This window comes from Streptomyces sp. 5K101, assembly GCF_046506645.1.
Classification (GTDB): domain Bacteria; phylum Actinomycetota; class Actinomycetes; order Streptomycetales; family Streptomycetaceae; genus Streptomyces.
This window is the reverse complement of sequence record NZ_JBKFFO010000021.1, coordinates 36,912-60,984: the sequence shown is the minus strand read 5'-3', so window position 1 is coordinate 60,984 and position 24,073 is coordinate 36,912. Positions and strand designations below refer to the sequence as shown.

The following is a 24,073-nucleotide window of genomic DNA, read 5'->3' as shown; positions in this document are numbered from 1 at the left end:
CGGGGCACCACTGACACCGGGATCACACTTCTGGCCAGTCAGGCACGGCCAGGGGGTTCGGTACGGTGCCGTACACGGCCGCGTGGGGGCGTTCGGGCCGGTCACGGTACCCGTCGAGATGGAGCCTGTTGCGGTTCAAACACAGCCGCTCGATGCGCTCCGTGAGCAGATCGAACATTTCGTAGCGCTCCTCGAGTGCGGGAAAGCGGGCCTGATACCTCAGGATCTCCGCCCGTACGAGTGCGAAGAACGGTCCCTCGGCGATTCCCAGGTGCTCCTCGAAGAGCGGAGCGAGGTAGCGGAAAACGCCCACGAACAGACCGGCATGGATGAACTGGGTGAGGAACGCGGGCTCCTCGGTCAGCAGGATCCGGCGGACCTCGTCGGGCATCGAAGCGTGCTCGGGCAGCGGCCGGGCGCTGATGTTGACGTCGTCGACGAAGTCCTTGATCGCCAGCCGCACCGGGACGTCGTGCTCGTCGTAGACCACGATCGCGTTCTCGCCGTGCGGGGAGAAGACGGTGCCGTAGCGGTAGAGGAAATGCAGCAGTGGAGGCAGGAGCGCGGCGAGCAGCCGCTGAAGCCAATCCTCCGGGGCGAGCCCCGACCGCTCGACGAGCTCGGCCGCGAATGCGCGGCCCCGCGGGTCGGTGTGGAGCAGCGCCGCCAGAGTGCGGGCCCGCTCGCCCGGGTCCAGGCGGGGCTGGAGCGGTTCCCGCCAGATGGCGCCGAGAAGTTCCTTGTACTGGTACGGCACGCCGTCGAGGCGGTCGTACAGAGGATGCTCGACGGTGACCGACGCGACCTCGCCCAGGAGGATCACGCGGCATTCGTCGCGGAGGAAGGGGTCGGCATCGCGCAGGCCGTGCACCCAGGCGGTGACGGCCGGTGCCGCGAGGGTGCGTTCGGTGGGCAGGCCGCGCCACACCAGGGTGTTGAGAACGGACAGCGGCAGTTTGACCATGTGCCGGTCGGGGCGGTCGACGTTCACGAACGTGCGGATGGACTGCTGGGGCAGCCGGAGGTCGCCGTCCTGCCATAGGGGCACGACCTCCCGGCGCGCGATGGCCGGCGCGTACAGGGGCAGCAGCACTTCGTCCCACTGCCACGGGTGCACGGGGAGGAAGAGGTACGCCGCCGGATCCAGTCCTCTCGCGCGCAGAGCGGCATCGAAAGCCGCGCGCACGGGCTCGTCGAGCTCATGGCGGTACAGATCGTCCGGGGAGGCGAGGCGGGAGACGCCCCGGTAACGGGAGAGCGCGGAGCTGACGGCGATCCAGGGCAGTGCGGCGGGGCGGCGGGCCTCGGGGGCCCAGCGGGCGGCGTCGAGCGCGGAGAAGCCGATACGGCCCTTGTTGAGGACGAGCCAGGGATGTCCGGTCTGGTGCCCTTCGAGTTCGGCGTAGCCGAGGTCGGCCAGCTCGGCCGCCGTGGCAGCGGTGTGATCGAGCGCGGTGTCGGCGGTGAGCGTCAGGGAGAGTTCGCGCAGCAAGTGGCCGAGGGTGGCACCGTCGAGTGCCAGGGTCTCCTGCGCTCGGGCGACGAAGGTGAGTGGGTCCGCGAACGGCTTCCCGTCCCATGCGACGGAGGCGGCGTCCACGCGCCAGCTTCCGTAGGCGCCTCGCCGCGCCAGGAAGGTCAGGTCTCCCGCGCCGCCGACAGGCAGGACGTAGCGCCGGCCCGGTGCGGCGCGGCTGGGGCGGGGGGCGGCGGGACGACCGACGTCGTGGCGGTCGGCCGGACCGGCGGGCGGCTCCGCGATCACCGGCTCGATGATCTCCTCGTAGGCGAACTCGCCGAGCATCTTCGCCAGGAGGCGGCCCGCGGCCCGTTCCCACGCCTCGCGGTCGAGGCCGGGCGGCAGGTGCAGCCCGGCCGACAGCGGTTCAGGTCCGGCGGCACCGGCGCATGCGGGGCGAGGGGGATCGGTCGGGGCCGCGGGGTCGGTCGGCGCGGTGGAGTCGTGGGTGGCAGGCGGCTTCGGCACGGGGACTCCTCGAAGGGAACCGATGCGGTTCGAGCGGTGTAGATGAGGCAGCAGCGAGGTGTTCACATCAGGTCCCGCAGACCGCGATCGCGGACCATGAGCGCGGCTCGCTTGTCGGGCAGGTCGACTTCGGCGAAGAAGCGGAAGCCGGCCCTGAGGAACGCTGATACGGAAGGGGTGTTGCGCAGGTCGGGTTCGGCGATGACGCGTGCACAGCGGGGGCGGCGGTCGAGCACGAGGCCGGAAACGGCTCTGAGGAGCACGGACCCCAGCCCCCGCCCGCGGTCGGCGACGCCGCCGAGGAGGAGGTGGATGCCTGTGTCGTGCGGCCGGGCCGGGTAGTGGCGGGCCAGAGGGTCGAGGTCGGCACGGTAGATCTCGAAGTAGCTGATGGGTGTGCCGTCGAGGACACCGAGACAGGGGAAGCTTCGGCCGTCGCCGTCGCACTGGCCGTACAGGTGGGCGGCCGTGACGGTCTCGGGCCCGGCCAAGTCCCAGAAGGCGGCGACGGCCGGGTCGTTCATCCAGCGGGTGATCAAGGGGAGGTCCCGCTCCGGGCGCACGGGGAGGAGGTGGAAGTCACCGGCCGGGGTCTTCACCGGCCCCCAGTCCGCAGGGGCGTCCAGCAGGTCTGAGGAGGTGGCCCCCGGCTCCTGCGCGGCTCGGGGGACCTTGTGCGCCAACGGCGTTCCGCCGTCGGCGTCCTCGCGGAGGAGCGCGAGGAAGTCGTCGGGCAACCGCAGGTCGAGGGTGTCCTCCAAACCCGCGGCGGGCGGGGACGCCTCTTCCGTGCCGGGGTCGGTCACGGCTTCGGGGCGAGGCACGGTGGCGCTCTCCTCTCGTCGTTCGGACGGGGTCAGGGTCTTCGGCGTCCGGTGATCCGCACGGTGTTCAGGAAAGGAGCGGGTTGGTGATGGTGACGTAGACGGACTGGGTGTCGACGGGACCGACGAGTTCGTCGAGGCCGCGCACACGGGTGAGGAGGTTGGCCTTGGAACGCAGGGTCGGGGCTTCGAGCAGCACAGCAGGCAGCGGCGAACCGAGGGAGGAATTGGCCGCCAGGAATCGTCGGAAGGCGGCGAGGAGCACCCGTTCGTCGGCGAGGTGCTGCGCTCCGAAGGCGCCGATCAGACCGAGCACGTTGTTGATGCCCAGGTAGTACGCGAAGCGCTCGTCCGTCACGTCGTCGGAGACGAACGTGTCGCTGTGGGCGCCGATTCCGGGGAGGCGGCGCTCGAGTGCGTCACGGTGGGACTGCCGGAAGTAGTAGCCCTGATTGTCCCGGTAGCGGCCGCCTGCCGGCCAGCCGTCGGGGTCGAGGAGCACGAGGGTGTTCTGCTGGTGCGCTTCGAGTGCGATGCCCGCCGTGGCGTCGAGCCAGAGCACGGGACGTACGACGTGGTCCAGGTAGCGCAGGAACCACTCCGCCGCCACCGCGGGGACGGGCCGGCCTGTCCGGGCGGCGAGACGCTCGACCGTGACGGCGAGGCGTGAGTGCGTGCCGGTGCGCGCCGGCCAGGGCCGGGGCGAGGTCAGGGCCGCGATGCAGACGGCGTCGTCGCTGTGGTGGAAGGGGTTGTGGCGCAGCATGACGTCGAGTCCGGGGACGGGTTCGCCGTCGGGTGTGTCGACCGCGAGCCAGGCCGGATCACGCACGATGTCGAATCCGGGGTGGGCCGCTCGCCACTGCTCCGCGAGTCCGGTACGGAGCAGCCGGTGGACCTCCACTCCCCGGTGGAGCTCCTTGCGGAGGTTCTCGCGGCGGGAGTTGGTGATGCGCAGGCCGAGGGACAGCTTGAGCATCGCGGGTGCCCCGGGCCGGTACACGGTGCGGACGGAGGAGGTGGGGTGCCACGGCGCTCCGTGGGGACCGAGGTCGTGGAGCAGGCCGGCGTCCAGCAGCGCGGCCACGGTGGGCCGGTGCCGGAGGTCGCGTGCCTGCCAGGGGTGCAGGGGCAGCGCGGCACAGTCGGCGGGGAGGGGGAGGTCGCCGGCGAGGCGGGAGGTGAGCTGCTCGGCGGCGAGTGTGCGTCCTTGGTCGGTCCAGGCCGAGTCGGCTACGAGCACGGAGCGGTCGACTGCCCACCAGTGCAGCGGGAAGGAGCCGTACAACTCGGGCGAGTAGAGCCGGCATTCGGCGTCGGAGAGTCCCTCGCGGCTCTTCGGTGTGGGGTGGAGCGGGTGGCCGAGGAGGAGGGACTGTTCGGCATCGAGGAAGAGGTCCGCGCCCTCGGGTGCGATGGGGTGCCTGCGCCGGTGAGCCAGGAACTGGGCCGTGCGCCGGGTGGAATCGGCTACGCGGCCGACGAGGTCGGCCCCGTCCGTGCCGCCGGCTTCCCGGCCGAGGAGCGCGGCGACGGTCACCGCGTCGGCGGTGGTGGCGTCGTGCGGGCTGCTCTCGAGAGCCGGCAGGCCGAAGCGGTGCCGGCCGGTGGGTGACCAGTAGCGGACGGGGACGAGCAGGGCGGTCCCGCTGTGGTGGAGGGGAATGCGCAGGGTGTTGCCGTCGGGCTCGGGGAAGTTGTTCTCGCGCACCCAGCAGCGGAGCAGATTCTCGACCGCGGCGGCATCGGCCGCACGGCTGGGGTCCGGATCGTCGACGTGGTCCGCGGCTTCGGGACTCGCGGGGACGTGCCGGGCAGGGGGCGAGGTTTCGTCCTCGAACCCCCCGGTCTGCTGGCGCGGGACCGTCGCCGCCTCTGCCGTGAGCGGCCCGCTCATGGCTCCGTGGGCTCGGTGAGCGGCGGTCGGGAGGCCATGGGACTCGGGCACTTCGGGTGCGGGGGTGGTGTTCACGGAGGCTTCCTTGTGACGGGGGGTCCGGGGTCAGTACGACTGCCCGCTGTCGGCGCGGCGTGGGGTGGAGCGTTCTGCGGCGGCCAGTGCGTCCGCGAAGCGGTCGAGGACGGCCACGGCCTGTTCGTCGGTGAGGGTGAGCGGAGGCAGGAGGCGTACGACGGCGGAGTGGCGTCCGCCGAGTTCGACGATGAGCCCGCGGTTCAGGCATTCCCGCTGGACCCTCGCGGCGAGTTCGGGAGCGGGTGGGGGGACGAGCGCGTCGGGGGCGGTGGAGTCGGGGTCGACGAGCTCCACGCCGATCATCAGGCCCCGGCCCCTCACGTCTCCGATGCAGGCGTGGGCGGCGCCGAGACCCTGGAGCCGGGCCAGCATGCGCGCGCCGAGGGTGGCGGCTCGGTCGGCGAGGCGGTTCTCGCGTACGTAGGCGAGGGTGGCTGCTCCGGCCGCCATCGCGAGCTGGTTGCCGCGGAAGGTGCCGGCGTGTGCTCCCGGCTGCCAGGTGTCGAGTCCGGACCGGTAAACGATGACCGCGAGCGGGAGGGAGCCGCCGAGGGCTTTGGACATGACCATCACGTCGGGCACGATTCCGCTGTGCTCGACGGCCCAGAAGGTGCCGGTGCGGCCCACTCCGGTCTGCACCTCATCGGCGATCAGCGGGATGGAGCGGGCCTCGGTGATCCGCCGCATCCGGCGCATCCACTCGTCAGGTGCGGGGATCACGCCGCCCTCGCCCTGCACCGGTTCGACGATCATCGCGGCGGGGGGCGGCGTCCCGCCCTTGGGGTCGTCGAGGAGGTTCTCGGTCCAGCGTGCGGCGAGTTCGGCGCCGCGTTCACCGCCGATGCCGAAGGGGCAGCGGTAGTCGTGCGGGTAGGGCAGTCGTGTCACGCGGACGTCGGTGGCGCCGCCCGATGCGTCGAGGGCGCCCGCTGTCATGCCGTGGTAGGCACCGGTGAAGGCGAGGACTCCGTGGCGGCCGGTGGCGGTGCGGACCAGCTTGAGTGCTGCTTCCACGGCGTCGGTGCCCGCCGGACCGCAGAACTGGATCCGGGCGTCGGAGGCGAGCCGGGGCGGCAGCGTGGCGAACAGCTCTGTGGTGAAAGCGTCCTTGACGGGTGTGGCCAGGTCCAGGATGTGCAACGGCGCCCCGGAGTCGAGGACCTTCTTGATGGCTTCGAGGACGACGGGGTGGTTGTGGCCGAGCGCGAGCGTTCCGGCTCCGGAGAGACAGTCGAGGTAGCGGCGGCCGTCGGCGCCCTCGATCGTCAGTCCCCGGGCCCGTACGGGCACGATGGGCAGCGAGCGCGCATAGGTGCGGGCGGCCGATTCGCGGAGCGACTGCCGACGCAGAATGCCCTCGTGGGCGGCGGCCGGGGCGATCGGGGCAGGCTCGGTCACGGCCACGGCTGTTGGTCCTCCCGCTGTCACGGTTGCGTTTCCCATGGGTACGGCTTCGGCCCTGCGACCGCTCGGAGTTGAGCCGCCCCGGTGTCCCCCGCCCGTACCAACGACGTGACGGGCCGGGGATCACGGGCGTACGGAAGATCCTTGCGGGGGCGGAACCGCGGACCTGGTGCATGCCGTCCCCATCCGCACCGGCATAGTGGGGGGCCGCACCCGGCGGGTGAACTCGCCGGGGCTGCCGCGGACTGTCCGCGGAAGTAGTACCGACATTGCCGGAATGTGGCTCAGTTCAGACAGAACAGCAGCACCGAAGTCCCAGGGGGATCACGAGATGCGACCCATTCGCCCGACGCTGGCAGCGGCGTCCCTTGCCACCGTGCTGGCGCTGGCCGCCACCGCGTGCGGTCCGAGCGAGGACACCGCGGGCGACAAGCCGAGCGCATCGGCCGGTGCGACCGCCGATGACAAGATCACGATTCCGGACGATCTCAAGGAGCGCCTCAAGGAGCGCGGGATCGACCTGGACAAGTGGAAGAACGGCGAATGGAAGAACTGGGACAAGGACAAGTGGCTGCGTGAGGCCAAGGACTTCGTCAACCCGATCATCGAGGACCTGTGGGACCCGGACCGCATGCGCGACGCCGAGAAGCCGCCGGCGAAGCCCGTCGACCCGGACATCTCGGGTGACGAGGGTGTCACCGACCCGACGCCGGAGCCCGTCGACGCCGTGCCCGTGAAGGCGCCCTACCACTCGAGCGCCGCCGAGGCGGGCAAGGTCTTCTTCGACGGCCCCCAGGGCTCGATGGTCTGCTCCGCGACCGTCGTGAAGGACCCGGCCAACCCCGGCAAGTCGAACATGGTGTGGACCGCCGGGCACTGCGTCCACGCCGGCAAGAGCGGCGGCTGGTACCGCAACATCGCCTTCGTCCCGTCGTACAACGACAGCGCGCTGCCCACCTCGGAGCTGGAGAAGGCTTCGAAGGAGGAGATCGCTCCGTACGGCGTGTGGTGGGGCGACTGGGCCCAGACGTCCGAGCAGTGGATCGCCCAGGGCGCGGCGACCGGCGGCCAGGGTGCGCCGTACGACTTCGCCGTCATCCACGTCACTCCGGAGAAGGGCAGCACGGGCAAGTCGCTCGAGGAGACGGTCGGCGCCGCTCTGCCGGTCGACTTCAAGGCCCCGGCCGTGCCGGAGATCAAGAGCATGACCGCGACCGGCTACCCGGCGGCCCCGCCGTACGACGGCCAGAAGATGCTCCAGTGCGCCGACAAGCCGGGCCGGCTCTCGCTGAAGGCCGAGGAGCCGACGATGTACCGCATCGGCTGCACGATGACCGGCGGTTCCTCCGGCGGCGGCTGGGTGGCCGAGGGACAGGACGGCCGGCCCGCGCTGGTGTCCAACACGTCCATCGGCCCGGTGACGGCCGGCTGGCTGGCGGGTCCGCGGCTCGGCAAGGAGGCCGAGGGCGTCTACACGGCGGTCAGCAAGAAGTTCGCGGGCCAGTGACCTGACGCCACGGCGCGGCGGTCCTCTGGCGAGGCAGGGGCGTTCGGCCGGCCGGACGCCCCTGTGCACGGGGGCACGGGCTTCGGGGCATCGGCCCCTTGATCGTCACGTGGAGACTCGGTGCAGCTGCCGGCCGGCCTCAACTGCGGGTCCACGCACCGGATTAGAGTAATGCCCGCACCCGCGGCGGCTCCGGAAGGCCGCCGCCCTTCGCATGACACGCTCATGGCAACCGCGCATGGGACCGCGTGTTGTGGCAGGTGCCGGTGCGCCGCGTTCATGGCACATTTCACAAGCACTTCAGGGGGAATCGTTTCCATGCGATCCATACGTCCGCTGCTGGCTGCCGCCGGCCTCGTCTCGGCTCTCGCGCTGACGGCGACCGCCTGCGGTCCCGGCGAGGACAAGGCGGCGGACAAGCCCGCCGCCTCCGCAGCAGGCGCAGACAACAGCGGCGCAGACGCCGCACTTCCCGCCGACCTGGCCGACAAGCTCAAGGAGCACGGTGTCGACCTGGACAAGTGGAGGAACGGCGAATGGAAGAACTGGGAGAAGGACAAGTGGCTGCGTGAGGCCAAGGACTTCGTCAACCCGGTGATCGAGGGCCTGTGGAAGCCCGAGCGCATGACGACGGCCAAGGCGCCGGCCAAGACGCTCTCCGCCGGTGACATCTCCGGTGACCAGGACGTCACCGACCCGGAGCCGCGCCCGGTGCGGGCCCAGGAGGAGAAGAAGCCCTACCACCAGAACGCCGCACCGGTCGGCAAGGTGTTCTTCGACGCCCCCGAGGGCTCGATGGTCTGTTCGGCGACGGTCGTCAAGGACCCGAAGAACCCGGGGCGTTCGAACCTGGTGTGGACCGCCGGGCACTGCGTGCACGCCGGCCGGGCGGGCGGCTGGTACCGCAACATCGCCTTCGTCCCGGCTTACAACGACAAGGGCAAGTCCCCCGCCGCGCTGGAGAACGCCCAGCCGCAGGAGATCGCCCCGTACGGCGTCTACTGGGCGGACTGGGTCGCGACGTCGGGCGAGTGGATCGACCAGGGCGGTCCCACGGGCGGCACCGGCGCCGCGTACGACTACGCCGTGATGCACGTGAAGCCCGAGCAGGGCTCCAAGTCGCTCGAGGAGACGGTGGGCGCCGCGCTCGACGTCGACTTCGAGGCTCCCGACGCCAAGAGCATCGGCACGATGGGCGCGTGGGGTTACCCGGCGGCCCCGCCGTACAACGGCGCGATCATGCACAAGTGCCTGGACCAGCCGGGACGGCTCTCGATCGCCCCCGGCACGCCCACGATGTGGCGTATCGGCTGCACGATGACGGGCGGATCCTCGGGTGGCGGCTGGTTCGTCCGGCAACCCGACGGGAAGACGGTGCTCGTCTCCAACACGTCGATCGGCCCGGTCACGTCGGGCTGGCTCGCCGGCCCGCGGTTGGACCGGGGAGCGCAGCAGATCTTCACGATGATGAGTGAGAAGTTCGCGGGGCAGTAGGCCCTTCGAACCCGGCGGATCATGCGGAAGGCCCGCCTCCCCGAGGGGAGGCGGGCCTTCCGTCCGATTGCGGGCGCTGTGCCGTGTCAGTGGGCCGCCGGGACGTACGGGGCCAGTGCGGCAGCCAGCTCCTCGTGGACCCGCGCCTTGAGCAGGGTGCCCTCCGTGGTGTGCTCCTCGGAGACGACCTCGCCCTCGGCGTGCACGCGGGAGACGAGCCCGCCCTGGGTGTACGGGACGAGCGCCTCGATCTCCACCTCGGGCCGCGGCAGCTCGGTGTCGATCAGAGCCAGGAGCTCACCGATTCCCGAGCCGGTGCGGGCCGACACGGCGATCGCGTGCCGCTCGATGCGCAGCAGCCGCTGCAGCGCCAGCGGGTCGGCCGCGTCCGCCTTGTTGATCACGACGATCTCGGGCACGTCCAGCGCGCCCACGTCGCGGATCACCTCGCGCACGGCGGCCAGCTGCTCCTCCGGAGCCGGGTGCGAACCGTCCACCACGTGGAGGATCAGGTCGGAGTCACCGACCTCCTCCATCGTGGAGCGGAACGCCTCGACCAGGTGGTGCGGCAGGTGCCTGACGAATCCGACGGTGTCGGCGAGGGTGTAGATCCGGCCGCTCGGCGTCTCGGCCCGGCGGACGGTCGGGTCCAGGGTGGCGAACAGGGCGTTCTCCACCAGGACGCCGGCGCCGGTGAGGCGGTTGAGCAGCGAGGACTTGCCGGCGTTGGTGTAGCCGGCGATCGCGACCGACGGCACCCTGTTGCGGCGGCGCTCCTGGCGCTTGATCTCGCGGCCCGTCTTCATCTCCGCGATGTCCCGGCGCATCTTCGCCATCTTCTCGCGGATCCGTCGCCGGTCCGTCTCGATCTTGGTCTCACCGGGACCACGGGTGGCCATGCCGCCACCGCCGCCGCCACCCATCTGACGGGACAGCGACTGACCCCAGCCGCGGAGCCTGGGCAGCATGTACTGCATCTGCGCCAGAGCGACCTGCGCCTTGCCCTCTCGGGACTTGGCGTGCTGGGCGAAGATGTCGAGGATCAGGGCGGTGCGGTCGACCACCTTGACCTTGACGACGTCCTCGAGGTGGATGAGCTGGCCGGGGCTGAGCTCACCGTCGCAGACGACGGTGTCGGCTCCGGTCTCGAGCACGATGTCGCGCAGCTCGGTCGCCTTGCCCGACCCGATGTAGGTGGCCGGGTCCGGCTTGTCGCGGCGCTGGATGACTCCGTCGAGGACCAGGGCGCCAGCGGTCTCGGCGAGCGCCGCGAGCTCCGCGAGGGAGTTCTCGGCGTCCTGCACGGTCCCCGAGGTCCAGACGCCGACCAGCACGACGCGCTCCAGGCGCAGCTGCCGGTACTCGACCTCGGTGACGTCCTCGAGCTCGGTGGAGAGGCCCGCCACGCGCCGCAGAGCGGCACGATCGGAGCGGTCGTACTGATCGCCGTCCCGCTCGGTGTCGATCTCGTAGCTCCAGGCGACGTCCTCTTCCATCAGGGCATCGGCCCGAAGGCTCTCGGTGCGCGTCTCCGCGAAGCTCTGTTTGTCCTGGGAAGGGGATGAAGAGGAGGTCATTGGATCCTTAACGTCGATGGAATGAGCGGATGCGGGCCGGAGACCCGCAGGGACTCGTATGCCCCGTTGCCAGTCACAACGCGTGACAGCCCCGGAAGATTCCCCGGGAGTCCCCGGTCCGGGCCACGTCGTCGGCCCGTCGATGGTCCCATGGGCCTGCCGGGGCCGTCACCCCGGTTTTCAGCGGGCGGCGCGCGCCTTGGGCGCCTCGCTGCGCCAGTCCGGGTGACCCGGCATGGGCGGCGTCTTCTTTCCGTACAGCCAGTCCTGGAAGAAGTCGCCGAGGTCACGCCCCGCGACATGGGATGCGAGCTGCGTGAAGTCCTCCGTGCTCGCCGTGGAGTCCCGGTGCTCGGCGACCCACTCGCGCTCCAGTCGTTCGAAGGCGGCCTCCCCGATCGTCTGCCGAAGGGCGTACAGGACGAGGGCGCTGCCGCCGTAGACCACCGGCCGGAAGAGGCTGAGCTTGTGTCCGGGCGCCGGTGCCTGCGGGGCCGCGGGCGCTCCGCCGGCGGCCCGCCAGCCGTCGGAGAGGCGGTAGGCCTGCTTCATCCGTTCGACCAGCGGCTGCTTGCCCTTCTCCGCGGCGTACAGGGCCTCGTACCAGCTGGCGTGGCCCTCGTTCAGCCACAGGTCGGACCAGGTGCGGGGGGAGACGCTGTTGCCGAACCAGTGGTGGGCCAGTTCGTGGACCATCAGCGAGTCGACGTACCACTTCGGGTGGGCGGGGTTGGTGAACAGGGAGCGCTCGAAGAGCGACAGCGTCTGCGTCTCCAGCTCGAACCCGGTGTCGGCGTCGGCGACCAGCACTCCGTACGTCTCGAAGGGGTAGGCGCCGACCTTGTCCTCCATCCACTGGACATGGCCGGGGGTCTTCTTCAGCCATGGTTCGAGCTTCGCCTTGTCGGCGGCGGGGACGACGTCGCGGATGGGCAGTCCGTGCGGGCCCTGCCGTTCGACGACGGCGGAGCGCCCGATGGCGACCTGGGCGAGCTCGGTGGCCATGGGATGGCCCGTGCGGTAGATCCAGGAGGTGCTCGCGCCCTTCCGCAAACGGGCGACCCGCAGTCCGTTGGCGACGGCGGTCAGGTTCTTGGGGGCGGTGACGCGGAAGGTGAAGTACGCCTTGTCCGCAGGGTGGTCGTTGGAGGGAAAGACACGGTGCGCCGCGTCGGCCTGGTTGGCCATCACCACTCCGTCGCCGGTGCGCACCCACCCGCCGGCGTCCTTGGCACCGCGCGGGTCGCTGGTGTGCGTGACGGTGATCTGCATGCGCGAGTCGGCGGCGACGGCCGTGGCGGGCTCGACGACGAGGTCCTCGCCGGCGGACGCGAAATCGGCGGTGCTCCCGTTCACCGCGACCGAGCGGACCGTGCCGTGCGTGAAGTCGAGGTTGATCCGGCCGAGTCGCCGGTTCGCCCAGGCGTCGATCTTGGTGACGGCGTCCAGGGGTTTGGTGTTGCTGCCCTGGTAGGTGAAGTCGATGTCGTATGCGATGACGTCGTAGCCGGGGTTGCCCAGCTGGGGGAAGAGCGGGTCGCCGATCCCGAGGGCGGTCGGCTCGGGCAGCGTCGCGGCGACGAGCGTGGCCGATGCTGCGGCCAGCACTACGGCACGCAGTCGGCGTCGGGGAGTGTGCAGCATGTCCTACCGCTACCAGCACGCCGTTGGGCGGCCACGGCGGCGCGCGACGGGGACCGTGTGCCCACCCGAACGAGGTCAGGCAGTCGAGGCCGGATGCTGCGTCCTGCTCACGTCGTACACGCCCGGGACGTCTCGCATGGCCCGCATCAGGGCGGGAAGCCCGGCGGCGTCGGGAAGTCGGAGGGTGTACCTGTGCCGTACGCGCTGCTGGCTCGGCGGCTCGACGGTGGCCGAGACGATGGCCGCGCCCTGGCCTGCGATGACCTCGGTGAGATCGGCGAGCAGGCGGGGTCGGCCGAACGATTCGGCGACCAGAGTGACCCGGCACTCGGCGGCGTCGCCCCAGCGTACGGCCACCGGTGCCCGGCCGAGGCCCTCCATGCGGGCCACCGCGGCGCATTCGACGCGATGGACGGTCACCGCGCCCCCGCGCACCGCGAAACCCGTGACGGCGTCGGGCGGTACGGGCGTACAGCAGCCGGCGAGCCGGACGGTCGCGTCCGGACGGTCGACGACGGCGTTCGCGGCGGCCGGCCGGTCGGCCGCGCGCGGGGTGGGGCGCCGGGGAGCGGCCGCCTGGGCGCTCGCGCCCTCGGGATGGCTCTCCAGCCATCCGCTGATGGCGATCCGTGCGGCCGGGGTGCGGGCGTGGTCCAGCCAGTCGGGCGACGGTCCGGACGAGGCGTCCTGGGCGAGCAGGACGTGCACGGTGTCGCCGTCGTTGAGCTGGGTGCTCAGGGTGGCCAGCCGGCCGTTGACCCGGGCGCCGATGCACGCGTGGGCCTCCTCGCCGTACTGGGCGTAGGCCGCGTCGACGCAGGTGGCCCCGGCCGGCAGGCCGAGCGCCCGGCCGTCGGCCCGGAAGACGGTGATCTCCTTGTCCTGCGCCAGGTCCGCGCGCAGGGAGATCCAGAAGGTGTCCGGGTCGGGAGTGGACTGCTGCCATTCGAGGAGGCGGGACAGCCAGCCGGGTCTGGTGGGGTCGGCGCGCTCGCCGTCGAGCGGCTCGGCGCTGTCGGTCGGCACGTACGGGTTACCGAGCGCGACCACCCCGGCCTCGGCGACCCGGTGCATCTGGTGGGTGCGGATGAGGACTTCGGCGACCGCGCCATCGGGGCCCGCGACGGCGGTGTGCAACGACTGGTACAGGTTGAACTTGGGGGCGGCGATGAAGTCCTTGAACTCGGAGATCACCGGGGCGAAGCAGGTGTGCAGCTCGCCGAGCACCCCGTAGCAGTCGGCGTCCTCGGCGACGAGGACGAGCAGGCGCCCGAAGTCGGTGCTGCGCAGCTCTGAGCGTTTGAGGCAGACGCGGTGCACGGAGACGAAGTGCCGGGGCCTGATGAGCACTTCCGCGGTGATGCCCGCGTCGCGCAGCACGGTGCGGAAGTCCTCCGCGATGGCGGCGAGTGCGTTGCACGCGGTGGCGTTCTCGGCGATGAGGGCGCGGGTGCGCTCGTACTCCTCCGGGTGCAGGATCGCGAAGACCAGATCCTCCAGTTCGGTCTTCAGGGCCTGCACGCCGAGTCGCTCGGCCAGGGGGATGAGGACGTCGCGGGTGACCTTGGCGATGCGGGCCTGTTTCTCGGGGCGCATGACGCCCAGGGTGCGCATGTTGTGCAGCCGGTCGGCGAGTTTGATCGACATCACGCGGACGTCGTTGCCGGTGGCGACGAGCATCTTGCGGAAGGTCTCCGGCTCGGCGGCGGCTCCGTAGTCGACCTTCTCCAGCTTGGTGACGCCGTCGACGAGATAGGCGACCTCGGCGCCGAACTCGGCCTTCACCTGATCCAGCGTCACCTCGGTGTCCTCGACCGTGTCGTGGAGCAGCGACGCCGTCAGGGTCGTGGTCTCCGCGCCCAGTTCGGCGAGGATGAGCGTGACGGCGAGCGGATGGGTGATGTACGGCTCGCCGCTCTTGCGGAACTGACCGCGGTGGGACGACTCCGCCAGCACGTATGCCTTGTGGAGTTGGGCGAGTTCGGCGTCCGGGTGGTGCGCGCGGTGCGCGTCGACGACGTGGCCGATCGCGTCGGGGAGGCGGTCACGTCCGGTGGGGCCCAGCAGAGCGGCGCGCCCGATCCGGCGGAGGTCGATCCTGGGGCGGCCGCGTCTGCGACTGTGGGCGCCAGAGTTGGCGGCCTCTGCACTCATGGGCACCTCCGGCTGCTTCGACCGGCGGTGGAAGGTCAGGTCGTGCCTCCGGGCCGGTGCTTGATGCTACCGAGCCCACCACGTGGCGCAGTGCCGCTCTCGCCCAGCGTGAAACGGATCACCCATTCGAGCGAAGCTCTACGCGATCACGGTTTCGAGGAGAGCGGGCTCGATGTACCCCTCGGCGACGATAACGGCCGGGCCCGTCATCTCTATCTCCCCGTCGGGGTGTTCGGTGATGACGAGGCGTCCGCCAGGCATGTCCACGGTGTACGCGACAGCGGTGCCGGTGGCGGACGGGTCCACGCCGTCCCTGCGGGCCGCCGCGACGGCGACCGCGCACGCGCCCGTGCCGCACGCGCGGGTCTCGCCGGAACCGCGCTCGTGCACGCGCATGGCGACATGGCGCTCGCCCCGGTCGACGACGAACTCCACGTTCACCCCGTCCGGGTAGACCGATGCCGGGCTGAACGGCGGAGCCGAGTACAGCGTCCCCGCGTGGGCCAGGTCGTCGACGAACGCGACCGCGTGGGGGTTGCCCATGTTCACGTTCGTCGCGGGCCAGCTGCGGCCGTCGACCGTCACCGTCACGCCGTCCTCGGGGAGCAGCGCGCGCCCCATGGAGACGGTGATGTCACCCGTGTCCACACCATCGGCGGTCTTGTCGATGTGGATCCTCTTGACGCCGCCTCGGGTCGCCACGGCGATGTCGCCGGCCTCGACGTGGCCGGCGCGCTGGAGGTAACGGGCGAAGACCCGGGTGCCGTTTCCGCACATCTCGGCGATCGAGCCGTCGGCGTTGCGGTAGTCCATGAACCACTCGGCCTCGTCCGCCATGTCCCGCGCATCGGGGTGGGCGGCCGAGCGGACGACGTGCAGCAGACCGTCACCGCCGATGCCGGCGCGGCGGTCGCACAGCCTGGCGACGGCGGCCGCGGGCAGGTCGATGCCGTTGTCCGGGTCCGGGACGATCACGAAGTCGTTCTCGGTGCCGTGGCCCTTGAGGAAGGCGATGGGTGCGGTCTGCGAGGTGGTCACGCCCCCCATCGTACGAGGGCGGTCCGACAACGGAGCACCTGGTGGCTCGGGGGCGGGGCCGCGGTCAGGTCCGACGGACACGGCGCGCGCGGCCGACGGAGGGCGACGCTGGCGCGCGGGCGGGGGTGCGTACGCGGGGCGGGGCGTGGCCGACGGAGGCGAGGGCGAGGCTGGGCGCACGTGCCGGGGCAGCGGTCCGGGCGGGACCCGGCCCGGGTGCACGTGGCGACCGGACGGGGCCGTCGGCCGGTGGCGGGCGGGCTGAACGCGGGCTGGGTCAGGGGCGGGGGCGCGTACGCGGGGCAGGGCGCGAGCCAGGTTGCGTACGCCGGCGGGGTTCAGCGCAGGCGCGCGACGCGCCAGACCGCGAGCGCGACGAGGACCGTGCCGACGCCGACGTAGAGAGCGATGACACGCCAGTCCGGGCGCTCACCGGAGCCCCGGACGGGCAGGCCGGGCCAGGTGTGCCCGACGCGGCGGGCCGCCATCACGCCCCACCCGGCCGCACAGCAGGAGATCAGCAGTCCGAGCATGGCGACGACCGCGCCGCCGTCCCCCGTGCCGAAAGCGAGGGGGAAGGCGAACATCAGCGAGCCGACGGCGGCGAGCGCCACGATCGGGGCGAGCTGCCAGATGCGCAGGCGCCGCTGCGGACGGAGCTCCACCTCGACCTCGTCGGTGAGCACGTCCTGCTCGTCGGGACCGTCCGGGCTCAGCCCCGAGGTGCCTTCGGCGGCATCTCGGCGCTCCCGCTCGGTGTCGCGAGGGCCGGCCTCCATCGCCACGCGCCCTCCCAACTCGGACTCAGCTGTCGATCGATGCTCGATGATGGCACGCTCCAGGTGGCCGGACTGACGGGCGGAGCGTCCCGATGCCATCACGTGATCAGGCTGTGACCGCTCGTTCGATCAACGCCAGCGCCCGCTGCGGAAGTTCCGCGCCGTCCTCGGCCGCGCCGCTGAGCCAGTGCACCCTCGGGTCGCGCCGGAACCAGGAGTCCTGGCGGCGTGCGAAGCGTTTGGTGGCGCGCACCGTCTCCTCGCGCGCCTGGGTCTCGGTGCACTCCCCCGCGAGCGCGGACAGCACCTGCTGGTAGCCCAGGGCGCGGGACGCGGTGCGCCCTTCGCGAAGCCCCTCGGTCTCCAGGGCGCGCACCTCGTCGACGAGTCCCGCCTCCCACATGCGGTCCACGCGCAGGGTGATGCGTTCGTCGAGCTCGGGCCGCTCGACGTCGACGCCGATCTGCACGGTGTCGTAGACGGAGTCGTGCCCGGGGAGGTTGGCGGTGAAGGGCCTGCCGGTGATCTCGATGACCTCCAGGGCCCTGACGATGCGACGGCCGTTGCTCGGCAGGATGGCGCGCCCCGCCTCGGGGTCCGCGGCGGCGAGACGGGCGTGGAGCGCGCCGGAGCCGCGCACGGTCAGCTCCTCCTCCAGCCGGGCGCGGACGTCGGGGTCCGTGCCCGGGAATTCGAGGGCGTCGATCGCCCCGCGTACGTACAGCCCCGAGCCGCCCACCAGGACCGGGGTGCGCCCCTCGGCGAGCAGTCGGTCGATCTCCGCCCTGGCGAGCCGCTGGTACTCGGCGACGCTCGCGGTCTCGGTGACGTCCCAGATGTCGAGCAGGCGGTGGGGGACGCCTCCGCGCTCCTCGGTCGTCAGCTTGGCGGTGCCGATGTCCATCCCACGGTAGAGCTGCATGGAGTCGGCGTTGACGACTTCGCCGCCCAGTCGCTGGGCCAGGAAGACCCCCAGATCGGACTTTCCGGCCGCGGTGGGACCGACGACGGCGATGACCCGCGGTGCGGGAGCTGTACTTCTCACCGCCCCAGTCTCGCAAATCCGGGCACCGCTCCCCGAACGAGCGAAGTGACGACGGGGTGCGGGAGTCGTTGCCTGTTGCGAGGTTCCGGTCGCCGGTTTCGGACCGGTACCCGCGAGCGGCGCAAAGGGGCGCTCCGGGCGGCGCGGAACTTCGCCCTCACGAGTACGCTATGGAGCAGATATGGGCGTTTTTTCATGGTTTCGCGGTAAGCCTGCGGCGACCGCCGAGGCGTCGGACCAGGAGGCCGCTCTCGCCACCGTGGCGAGCGAGTCCTCGGCCGGTGCCCCGTCCGGCTCCGAGACCGGTGCCGACGGCACGCTCGGCGAGGGCACGGCCGCCACCGGGGTGGACATTCCCAAGCAGCAGTCCGCCGAGGAGGCGGCGGACAGCGAGGCCGGCGAGGGCGCCCGTAAGTAGTCCCCGACAAGGGATGACGAGGGAAGGTGAACCATGGGCTTCCTGAACACCCTGAAGGCCAAGCTCGCCCCGGCCAAGGACAAGGTCACCGACCTCGCCCAGCAGCACGAGGGCAGGATCGGGAAGGGCCTCGACAGGGCCGCCAAGACGGTCGACGACAGGACCAAGGGCAAGTACAGCAGCAAGATCGAGACGGGCAGAGGCAAGGCCAAGGAGGCCCTGGGCCGCATCGCGCACCCCGACGAGAAGGGCCACGGCACCACGCCGCCGACGACTCCCTGACGCAGAACAACCAACAGCCTGACGCGAACGACCGACGGCCGCGGAGCGATGTGCTCCGCGGCCGTCGGCGCTTCTGCGGGTCAGGACCAGGTCGCGACGAAGTAGCCCACCCCGTACGGCGCGTCCTCGTAGAGCAGACGTCCTTGCAGCCCAGCGCCCTCGGCGGCCCCCGCGAGCACCTGCCAGGGGGCACGGCCTGCGGCCTTGAGCTCCTGGGCCAGTCCCGCGTCCAGGGCCGCCAAGGCCTCGGTGTCCGCCGTGCCCAGCGCCCGCGCCGCCTCGCGGTCGAAGCCCTCCGCGCGGGCGTCGAGGTAGCCCGGGGCCTTCAGAGTCCGGCTGGCGCTCCCATCGCCCATCACCAGCATCGCGATCCGCTCGCCCCGGGCGGCCGCCTCGCGGCCGGTGGCTGTGCAGCGGTCGCGGGCGAGCCGTTCGTCGACGCCGATGCCCTCGACCGGAGAGGCGGCCCAGTGCGCACGCTCCAGCAGCCATGCCGCCACGCAGAGCGACGGAGGCAGCTGCCGCTCCTGGGCGGGGCCCTCCCCCAGGCGTACGGTCAGGCCCTCACCGAAGCTCCGGAAGGAGCCGCGGGTGCCGGCCGGATACGTCCCGCTCTCGGACCCGGTGGCCGGTCCCACCACGAGGAGCAGGTCGGGCCTGGCGGCGGCGAGCACCCCGAGGGCGTCGGAGGCCGCGTCGCGGGCCGCGTCGAGTTCCGGCGCGGCCCCGGCAGCGATGTCGCGCACCAGGAGGGGCGGGCAGGGGCACACGGCGGCGGCGACAAGCATGATCGGCAGCCTAGTGCGTGGCCGTGCCACGGGGTCGCCGACCCGACGCGCCCTGCACGGGGTCCCTTTGCGCGCGTGCCGGACGCGACGTCCGGCCGCGGCCCGGTGAGCGGGTCAGTCGCAGCCGCAGCCCGGCGCAGCCGCCGCCGGCAGTGGTTCCGGGGCGCCGATCTTCGGCAGGCCGAGCATGACGCCGACCGGCTTCGCGGCCTCGGCCGCGTTGCGCTTCGCCCATGCGTCACCCGCGCGGGTGCGGCGCACGGCCTTCACCGCGCCCTCCGCGAGCAGGTGGTGCGGAGCGGCGTACGTGATCTCCACGGTGACGACGTCACCGGGGCGTACCTCGGCATCCGGCTTGGTGAAGTGCACGAGGCGGTTGTCGGGGGCGCGGCCGGAGAGCCGGTGCGTGGCGCCGTCCTTGCGGCCCTCGCCCTCGGCCACCATGACCTCGAGCGTGCGGCCGACCTGCTTCTTGTTCTCCTCCCAGGAGATCTCCTCCTGGAGGGCGACCAGGCGCATGTAGCGCTCCTGGACGACCTCCTTGGGGATCTGGCCCTCCATGGTCGCCGCCGGTGTGCCGGGGCGCTTGGAGTACTGGAAGGTGAAGGCGTTGGCGAAGCGGGCCTCGCGCACGGTGTGCATCGTCTGCTCGAAGTCGTCCTCGGTCTCGCCGGGGAAGCCCACGATGATGTCGGTGGAGATGGCGGCGTGCGGGATCGCGGCGCGCACCTTCTCGATGATCCCGAGGAAGCGCTCCTGCCGGTAGGAGCGGCGCATCGCCTTGAGGACCGTGTCGGAGCCGGACTGCAGCGGCATGTGGAGCTGCGGCATCACGTTCGGCGTTTCCGCCATGGCCGCGATGACGTCGTCCGTGAAGTCGCGCGGGTGCGGCGAGGTGAACCGGACCCGCTCCAGGCCCTCGATCTTCCCGCAGGCACGCAGCAGCTTGCTGAACGCCTCGCGGTCGCCGATGTCGGAGCCGTAGGCGTTGACGTTCTGGCCGAGCAGGGTGATCTCGGAGACGCCCTCTGCGACGAGTGCCTCGATCTCGGCCAGGATGTCGCCGGGCCTGCGGTCCTTCTCCTTGCCGCGCAGCGCGGGGACGATGCAGAAGGTGCAGGTGTTGTTGCAGCCGACCGAGATCGAGACCCAGGCCGCGTACGCGGACTCGCGGCGGGTCGGCAGCGTCGAGGGGAACGCCTCCAGCGACTCGGCGATCTCGACCTGCGCCTCTTCCTGGACGCGGGCGCGCTCCAGCAGCACGGGGAGCTTGCCGATGTTGTGCGTGCCGAAGACGACGTCGACCCACGGCGCCTTCGTGACGATGGTGTCGCGGTCCTTCTGCGCGAGGCAGCCGCCGACGGCGATCTGCATCCCGGGCCGCCTGGCCTTCATCGGCGCGAGGCGGCCGAGATTGCCGTAGAGCTTGTTGTCGGCGTTCTCCCGCACCGCGCAGGTGTTGAAGACGACGACATCGGCGTCACCGTCGGCGCCTTCGGGCGCACGCACGTAACCGGCGTCCTCCAGCAGGCCCGACAGCCGCTCGGAGTCGTGGACGTTCATCTGGCACCCGTAGGTGCGCACCTCGTAAGTTTTCGCACTCATCGCGCCAACCAGGGTACGGGGTCCCCGGGCCGCCCCGCCCCTGCCTTTGAGGGCCCGGGGCTACGGGCCCGGCGCGCGGGACGGACGCGCGGGTGTGGGTCCCGTCCACGCCGAACCGCTGCGCGCGTGCAGGCCTGGTGTGCGGCGGAGGGGCCTGGCCAGCAGGGCCGGTGAGCTGGCAGGATCGCGGCATGCTCCCGGCCGGCCTCCGCATCAGCCGCCGTCGTGCCCTCGCAGGGTCGGCGGCCGCCCTCGTCGCCTTCGGGCTGCTGCTGTGGTGGCTGCTGCCGATCGGGCGGACGTCGCCGAGCGGGGAGCTCACCTTCAGCACGGGGTCGCGCAGCGGCGTGTACCAGCGGTACGGCGCGCTGCTGGAGCAGGCGCTGGCCAAGGACATGCCCGACGTGGAGGTCGACCTGGTCACCAGTGAGGGCTCGCAGCAGAACCTCGCGCGCGTGGCGTCCGGCGAGGCGGACTTCACCATCGCCACGGCCGACGCGGTCGCCACGTACAAGCGGGAGGGCCTGCCCGGCGCCGACAGGCTGCGCGGCTGCGCGCGGCTCTACGACGACTACGTGCATCTGATCGTGCCGCAGAAGTCGCCGGTCACGTCGGTGCGGGACCTGCGGGGCAAGGTGGTGGGCGTCGGACAGCAGGGATCGGGTGTCCGGCTCGTCGCCGACCGGCTGATGACCGTCGCGGGCCTCGATCCGCAGCGGGACATCACGCCCGTCCCCGCCGGGATCGACACCATGCCGGGGCGGCTGGAGAACGGCAGCCTGGACGCGTTCTTCTGGTCGGGCGGCCTGCCCACGAACAGCATTCAGGAACTCTCCGAGCGGTTCGACATCCGGCTGGTCCCGCTCGAACCGGAACTCGTCGACAAGCTGCACGCCGCGGGCGACACGACCAGCTACTACCGCTCCGCGGTGATGCCGGCGGACGCGTACATGCAGGCGCAGGGCGGGACGCATGTGTCCACCGTGGCGGTCGCGAACCTCCTCGTGACCACGGAACGGACGGACGCGGCGATGACGGAGGGCTTCACGCGGACGGTGATCGACAGCCGCGATCACATCGGCAACACCGTGCACCCGGCCCAGCTGGTGGATCTTCGCACCGCGGTCTACACGGCCCCGCTGCCTCTCCACGAGGGCGCCCGGCGCTACTACCGGTCGGCCAAGCCGTAGCCGTCGAGTGCGGGGAGGGCGGCCACCACCGCCGGGATCAGCCGCCGTGGCTACGTGCGTGGCACCGATACCTTCGGTCGCCCGGCTACGTGCGCCGCACCCACACCTTCCGGCATCAGCCGCCCGGCGGCGTGCGCGGCACCGTTACCGTCACGCGCAGCCCGCGCGGCTCGTGGTGGGCATAGTCGATCGAGCCGCCGCCCGCCATCAGCAGCGCACGGGCGATGGAGAGCCCGAGGCCCGAGCCCTTCACATTCTGGTGGCGGCCGCTGCGCCAGAAGCGGTCCCCGATACGAGCCAGTTCCTCGTCCGTGAGCCCCGGCCCGCCGTCCGTGACCACGATCGTGGACGTGGTGCCGTTCGATGCCACGTCGACCGTGACGGACTCCCCGCGCGGGGTGAACTTCAGAGCGTTGTCGATCACCGCGTCCAGGGCGCTGGAGAGGGCGACCGGGTCCGCCCACGCGGTGACGGGCGCCGTGTCCCCGCCCAGCACGACTCCCTTCTCCTCGGCGAGCGGCCGCCACGCGGCGACCCGCTCCGCCGCCAGCTCACCGATGTCGGTCAGCCGGAGGTCGGCGGCGGCGTGCTCGGCCAGCGCAAGATCCAGGAGATCGTCGAGCACCTGGGCGAGACGCTTCCCCTCGGTGCGCACCGAGGCGATCTCCTCGTTGCCCGCCGGCAGCTCCAGGGCCAGCAGCTCGATGCGCAGCAGAAGGGCGGCCAGGGGGTTGCGCAGCTGGTGGGAGGCGTCGGCGACGAACGCCCTCTGCTGTTCGAGGACTTCCTCGACGTTGTCGGCCATCTCGTTGAAGGAGCGGACCAGCCGCCTGAGTTCCGGCGGGCCGCCCGCGGCGGCGACCCGCGAGTTCATGCGGCCCGTGGCGATGTCGTGCGTGACCGCGTCCAGGACGCGGACGGGCCGCAGCACCCAGCCCGTGAGCCGGAACGCGGCGCCCACGGCGACCAGCATCGCCGCGCACTCACCGGCCGCGATGAGCAGCCACGCGCGCAGCACGCGAGAACGCAGCTGGCCGGTGGGCGAGTCGGTGAACACGACGGCGACCACGTCCCCGTCCCGGACGACCGGTGAGGCGACGACCAGCCGCTCCCCCCGCTGCCAGGGCCAGATCTGCGGCGGGTCCTGGCTGCGCCGGCCGGTGAGCGCCTCCTTGAACGCTTCGTGGCCCTCGCCCTCCCCCGACAGCGTCCAGGTCTGCGGCGCGCGCGCCATGGAGTCCATCTCGCGTTCGAAGACGCCCGCCCGTATGCCGTACGTGTCGTGGTAGCGGTCCAGCTGTTCCTGCAGGGTGGAGCGGCGCTCGTCCGTCACCGACGGATCCTTGGTGACGAACTGGGCCAGCGCCGCGAAGCGCACGGTGTCGTCGATCCGGTCGACGACGACGCGCTGCTGTTGGGCGGCCGCGACGCTCACGGCCAGCGGGAAGCCGAGCGCGAGCAGCACACCGGCCATGAGCACGATGAGGAGCGGGAGGAGTCGGGTACGCACCGGGAACGGCCGGCCTTACGCCCCGGCGGGCGCGACGAGCCGGTAGCCCACGCCGCGCACGGTCTCGATCAGCGCCGGCATGCGCAGCTTGGAGCGCAGGGACGCGACGTGCACCTCCAGCGTGCGGCCGGTCCCCTCCCAGCTGGTGCGCCACACCTCGCTGATGATCTGCTCACGGCGGAAGACGACCCCGGGCCGCTGCGCGAGCAGCGCGAGCAGGTCGAACTCCTTGCGGGTCAGCTGGACGTCGGAGCCGTCGACGCTGACGCGCCGGGTGGGCAGCTCGATGACGACCGGGCCGAGCCGCAGGGCGTCGTCCGTCGTGCCCTGCGAGGCGTCCTCACCGGCTCCGGTGCGCCGGCTGACCGCGTGGATGCGGGCCAGCAGCTCACCGGTGTCGTACGGCTTGACCACGTAGTCGTCGGCGCCGAGATTGAGCCCGTGGATGCGGGACCGGACGTCCGAACGCGCCGTCACCATGATCACGGGTGTGGAGGTGAGCTTCCGCAGCTTGCCGCAGACCTGGTAGCCGTCCTGGTCGGGCAGGCCGAGATCGAGGAGCACGACGCCGAACGGCGGCTTGTCCGGGTGGCTGTCGGGGAGCACGGCCCGCAGCGCCTCCTCGCCGTTGCGGGCGTGGACGACCTGGAACCCGTGCCTCGCGAGCACCGCGGACAGGGCGGCGGCGACGTGGTCGTCGTCCTCGACGAGCAGCAGCCTCATGGGCCCCCTACGTTCATGCGTCATGGTCGTACGGTCGGCGACGCGGGATCTTGTGGACGTGAGCGTGTCAGGGCATTGGCCCGGCACCTAACAGGGCATGAACGCCGATGTCCCCGCACCGAGTCAAGG

General features: G+C 71.7%; 19 protein-coding genes. 5 read left to right on the top strand and 14 right to left on the bottom strand.

Annotation, left to right across the window (positions count from 1 at the left end; genetic code table 11):
* Positions 1-22: 22 nt before the first annotated feature.
* From ACLB9X_RS29285 to ACLB9X_RS29270, 4 genes are all read right to left on the bottom strand, one after another.
* Positions 23-1,987 carry an IucA/IucC family protein gene (locus tag ACLB9X_RS29285; RefSeq protein WP_410363429.1) on the bottom strand — a complete coding sequence of 655 codons (1,965 nt, stop codon included), beginning with the start codon at positions 1,985-1,987 and terminating at the stop codon, positions 23-25.
* A 62-nt stretch (positions 1,988-2,049) separates the two neighbouring features.
* Positions 2,050-2,811 carry a GNAT family N-acetyltransferase gene (locus tag ACLB9X_RS29280; protein ID WP_410363428.1) on the bottom strand — a complete coding sequence of 254 codons (762 nt, stop codon included), beginning with the start codon at positions 2,809-2,811 and terminating at the stop codon, positions 2,050-2,052.
* Positions 2,812-2,878: 67 nt separating this feature from the next.
* A complete protein-coding gene (locus ACLB9X_RS29275) occupies positions 2,879-4,783 on the bottom strand; it encodes an IucA/IucC family protein (protein ID WP_410363427.1) in 1,905 nt (634 codons plus the stop codon).
* A 30-nt stretch (positions 4,784-4,813) separates the two neighbouring features.
* Entirely contained in the window at positions 4,814-6,190 is a 1,377-nt protein-coding gene (locus ACLB9X_RS29270) for a diaminobutyrate--2-oxoglutarate transaminase family protein (RefSeq protein WP_410363426.1), read from the bottom strand.
* Between the two features lie 331 nt (positions 6,191-6,521).
* Here ACLB9X_RS29270 and ACLB9X_RS29265 point away from each other — a divergent pair, with 331 nt between their 5' ends.
* Both ACLB9X_RS29265 and ACLB9X_RS29260 read left to right on the top strand, forming a co-directional pair.
* Positions 6,522-7,697 carry a trypsin-like serine peptidase gene (locus ACLB9X_RS29265; RefSeq protein WP_410363425.1) on the top strand — a complete coding sequence of 392 codons (1,176 nt, stop codon included), beginning with the start codon at positions 6,522-6,524 and terminating at the stop codon, positions 7,695-7,697.
* Between the two features lie 318 nt (positions 7,698-8,015).
* Positions 8,016-9,191 carry a trypsin-like serine peptidase gene (locus tag ACLB9X_RS29260; protein ID WP_410363424.1) on the top strand — a complete coding sequence of 392 codons (1,176 nt, stop codon included), beginning with the start codon at positions 8,016-8,018 and terminating at the stop codon, positions 9,189-9,191.
* Between the two features lie 86 nt (positions 9,192-9,277).
* Here ACLB9X_RS29260 and hflX read toward each other — a convergent pair whose 3' ends face one another.
* The 6 genes from hflX to miaA form a co-directional block, all read right to left on the bottom strand.
* On the bottom strand, positions 9,278-10,768 hold the full coding sequence (gene hflX / locus ACLB9X_RS29255) for a GTPase HflX (RefSeq protein ID WP_410363423.1): 1,491 nt from the start codon (positions 10,766-10,768) through the stop codon (positions 9,278-9,280).
* A 180-nt stretch (positions 10,769-10,948) separates the two neighbouring features.
* Complete coding sequence (locus tag ACLB9X_RS29250; protein ID WP_410363422.1) at positions 10,949-12,412, bottom strand: M1 family metallopeptidase; 1,464 nt, start codon at positions 12,410-12,412, stop codon at positions 10,949-10,951.
* 75 nt (positions 12,413-12,487) lie between these two features.
* The gene (locus tag ACLB9X_RS29245) at positions 12,488-14,566 is read right to left on the bottom strand and encodes a RelA/SpoT family protein (protein ID WP_410363421.1); all 2,079 of its coding nucleotides are present in this window, start codon (positions 14,564-14,566) and stop codon (positions 12,488-12,490) included.
* 138 nt (positions 14,567-14,704) lie between these two features.
* Positions 14,705-15,613 carry a diaminopimelate epimerase gene (gene dapF, locus ACLB9X_RS29240; RefSeq protein ID WP_410363420.1) on the bottom strand — a complete coding sequence of 303 codons (909 nt, stop codon included), beginning with the start codon at positions 15,611-15,613 and terminating at the stop codon, positions 14,705-14,707.
* A gap of 329 nt (positions 15,614-15,942) precedes the next feature.
* The gene (locus tag ACLB9X_RS29235) at positions 15,943-16,383 is read right to left on the bottom strand and encodes a hypothetical protein (RefSeq protein WP_410363419.1); all 441 of its coding nucleotides are present in this window, start codon (positions 16,381-16,383) and stop codon (positions 15,943-15,945) included.
* Between the two features lie 106 nt (positions 16,384-16,489).
* Positions 16,490-17,428, bottom strand: coding sequence for a tRNA (adenosine(37)-N6)-dimethylallyltransferase MiaA (gene miaA / locus ACLB9X_RS29230; RefSeq protein ID WP_410363418.1), 939 nt, complete (start codon positions 17,426-17,428; stop codon positions 16,490-16,492).
* Positions 17,429-17,609: 181 nt separating this feature from the next.
* Between miaA and ACLB9X_RS29225 the strand changes: the two genes are divergently transcribed.
* Both ACLB9X_RS29225 and ACLB9X_RS29220 read left to right on the top strand, forming a co-directional pair.
* Positions 17,610-17,846 (top strand): gliding motility protein, encoded by a 237-nt coding sequence (locus ACLB9X_RS29225; RefSeq protein WP_410363417.1) that lies wholly within the window; start codon positions 17,610-17,612, stop codon positions 17,844-17,846.
* Positions 17,847-17,879: 33 nt separating this feature from the next.
* Positions 17,880-18,128: an antitoxin gene (locus ACLB9X_RS29220; RefSeq protein ID WP_410363416.1), complete on the top strand. Its 249-nt coding sequence runs from the start codon at positions 17,880-17,882 to the stop codon at positions 18,126-18,128.
* A gap of 80 nt (positions 18,129-18,208) precedes the next feature.
* Here ACLB9X_RS29220 and ACLB9X_RS29215 read toward each other — a convergent pair whose 3' ends face one another.
* Positions 18,209-18,916, bottom strand: coding sequence for a class III extradiol dioxygenase subunit B-like domain-containing protein (locus ACLB9X_RS29215; RefSeq protein ID WP_410363415.1), 708 nt, complete (start codon positions 18,914-18,916; stop codon positions 18,209-18,211).
* A gap of 114 nt (positions 18,917-19,030) precedes the next feature.
* Complete coding sequence (gene miaB / locus ACLB9X_RS29210) at positions 19,031-20,521, bottom strand: tRNA (N6-isopentenyl adenosine(37)-C2)-methylthiotransferase MiaB (protein ID WP_410363414.1); 1,491 nt, start codon at positions 20,519-20,521, stop codon at positions 19,031-19,033.
* 191 nt (positions 20,522-20,712) lie between these two features.
* On the opposite strand from miaB, the gene ACLB9X_RS29205 reads away from it, so the two are divergent.
* Positions 20,713-21,711 carry a TAXI family TRAP transporter solute-binding subunit gene (locus ACLB9X_RS29205; RefSeq protein ID WP_410363452.1) on the top strand — a complete coding sequence of 333 codons (999 nt, stop codon included), beginning with the start codon at positions 20,713-20,715 and terminating at the stop codon, positions 21,709-21,711.
* A 115-nt stretch (positions 21,712-21,826) separates the two neighbouring features.
* Here the strand turns inward: ACLB9X_RS29205 and ACLB9X_RS29200 are convergent, their stop codons facing one another.
* Both ACLB9X_RS29200 and ACLB9X_RS29195 read right to left on the bottom strand, forming a co-directional pair.
* Positions 21,827-23,221, bottom strand: a complete 1,395-nt coding sequence (locus ACLB9X_RS29200) for a sensor histidine kinase (protein WP_410363413.1) — start codon at positions 23,219-23,221, stop codon at positions 21,827-21,829.
* Positions 23,222-23,236: 15 nt separating this feature from the next.
* Positions 23,237-23,944 carry a response regulator transcription factor gene (locus tag ACLB9X_RS29195; RefSeq protein ID WP_410363451.1) on the bottom strand — a complete coding sequence of 236 codons (708 nt, stop codon included), beginning with the start codon at positions 23,942-23,944 and terminating at the stop codon, positions 23,237-23,239.
* Positions 23,945-24,073 lie beyond the last annotated feature (129 nt).

Coding starts and splice junctions, on each gene's coding strand:
- ACLB9X_RS29220 (WP_410363416.1), top strand. CDS start 17,880: ATGGGCTTCCTGAACACCCTGAAGGCCAAGCTCGCCCCGGCCAAGGAC.
- ACLB9X_RS29225 (WP_410363417.1), top strand. CDS start 17,610: ATGGGCGTTTTTTCATGGTTTCGCGGTAAGCCTGCGGCGACCGCCGAG.
- ACLB9X_RS29260 (WP_410363424.1), top strand. CDS start 8,016: ATGCGATCCATACGTCCGCTGCTGGCTGCCGCCGGCCTCGTCTCGGCT.
- ACLB9X_RS29245 (WP_410363421.1), bottom strand. CDS start 14,566: ATGAGTGCAGAGGCCGCCAACTCTGGCGCCCACAGTCGCAGACGCGGC.
- ACLB9X_RS29265 (WP_410363425.1), top strand. CDS start 6,522: ATGCGACCCATTCGCCCGACGCTGGCAGCGGCGTCCCTTGCCACCGTG.
- dapF (WP_410363420.1), bottom strand. CDS start 15,613: ATGGGGGGCGTGACCACCTCGCAGACCGCACCCATCGCCTTCCTCAAG.
- ACLB9X_RS29195 (WP_410363451.1), bottom strand. CDS start 23,944: ATGAGGCTGCTGCTCGTCGAGGACGACGACCACGTCGCCGCCGCCCTG.
- ACLB9X_RS29235 (WP_410363419.1), bottom strand. CDS start 16,383: ATGGAGGCCGGCCCTCGCGACACCGAGCGGGAGCGCCGAGATGCCGCC.
- hflX (WP_410363423.1), bottom strand. CDS start 10,768: ATGACCTCCTCTTCATCCCCTTCCCAGGACAAACAGAGCTTCGCGGAG.
- miaB (WP_410363414.1), bottom strand. CDS start 20,521: ATGAGTGCGAAAACTTACGAGGTGCGCACCTACGGGTGCCAGATGAAC.
- ACLB9X_RS29215 (WP_410363415.1), bottom strand. CDS start 18,916: ATGCTTGTCGCCGCCGCCGTGTGCCCCTGCCCGCCCCTCCTGGTGCGC.
- ACLB9X_RS29205 (WP_410363452.1), top strand. CDS start 20,713: ATGCTCCCGGCCGGCCTCCGCATCAGCCGCCGTCGTGCCCTCGCAGGG.
- ACLB9X_RS29250 (WP_410363422.1), bottom strand. CDS start 12,412: ATGCTGCACACTCCCCGACGCCGACTGCGTGCCGTAGTGCTGGCCGCA.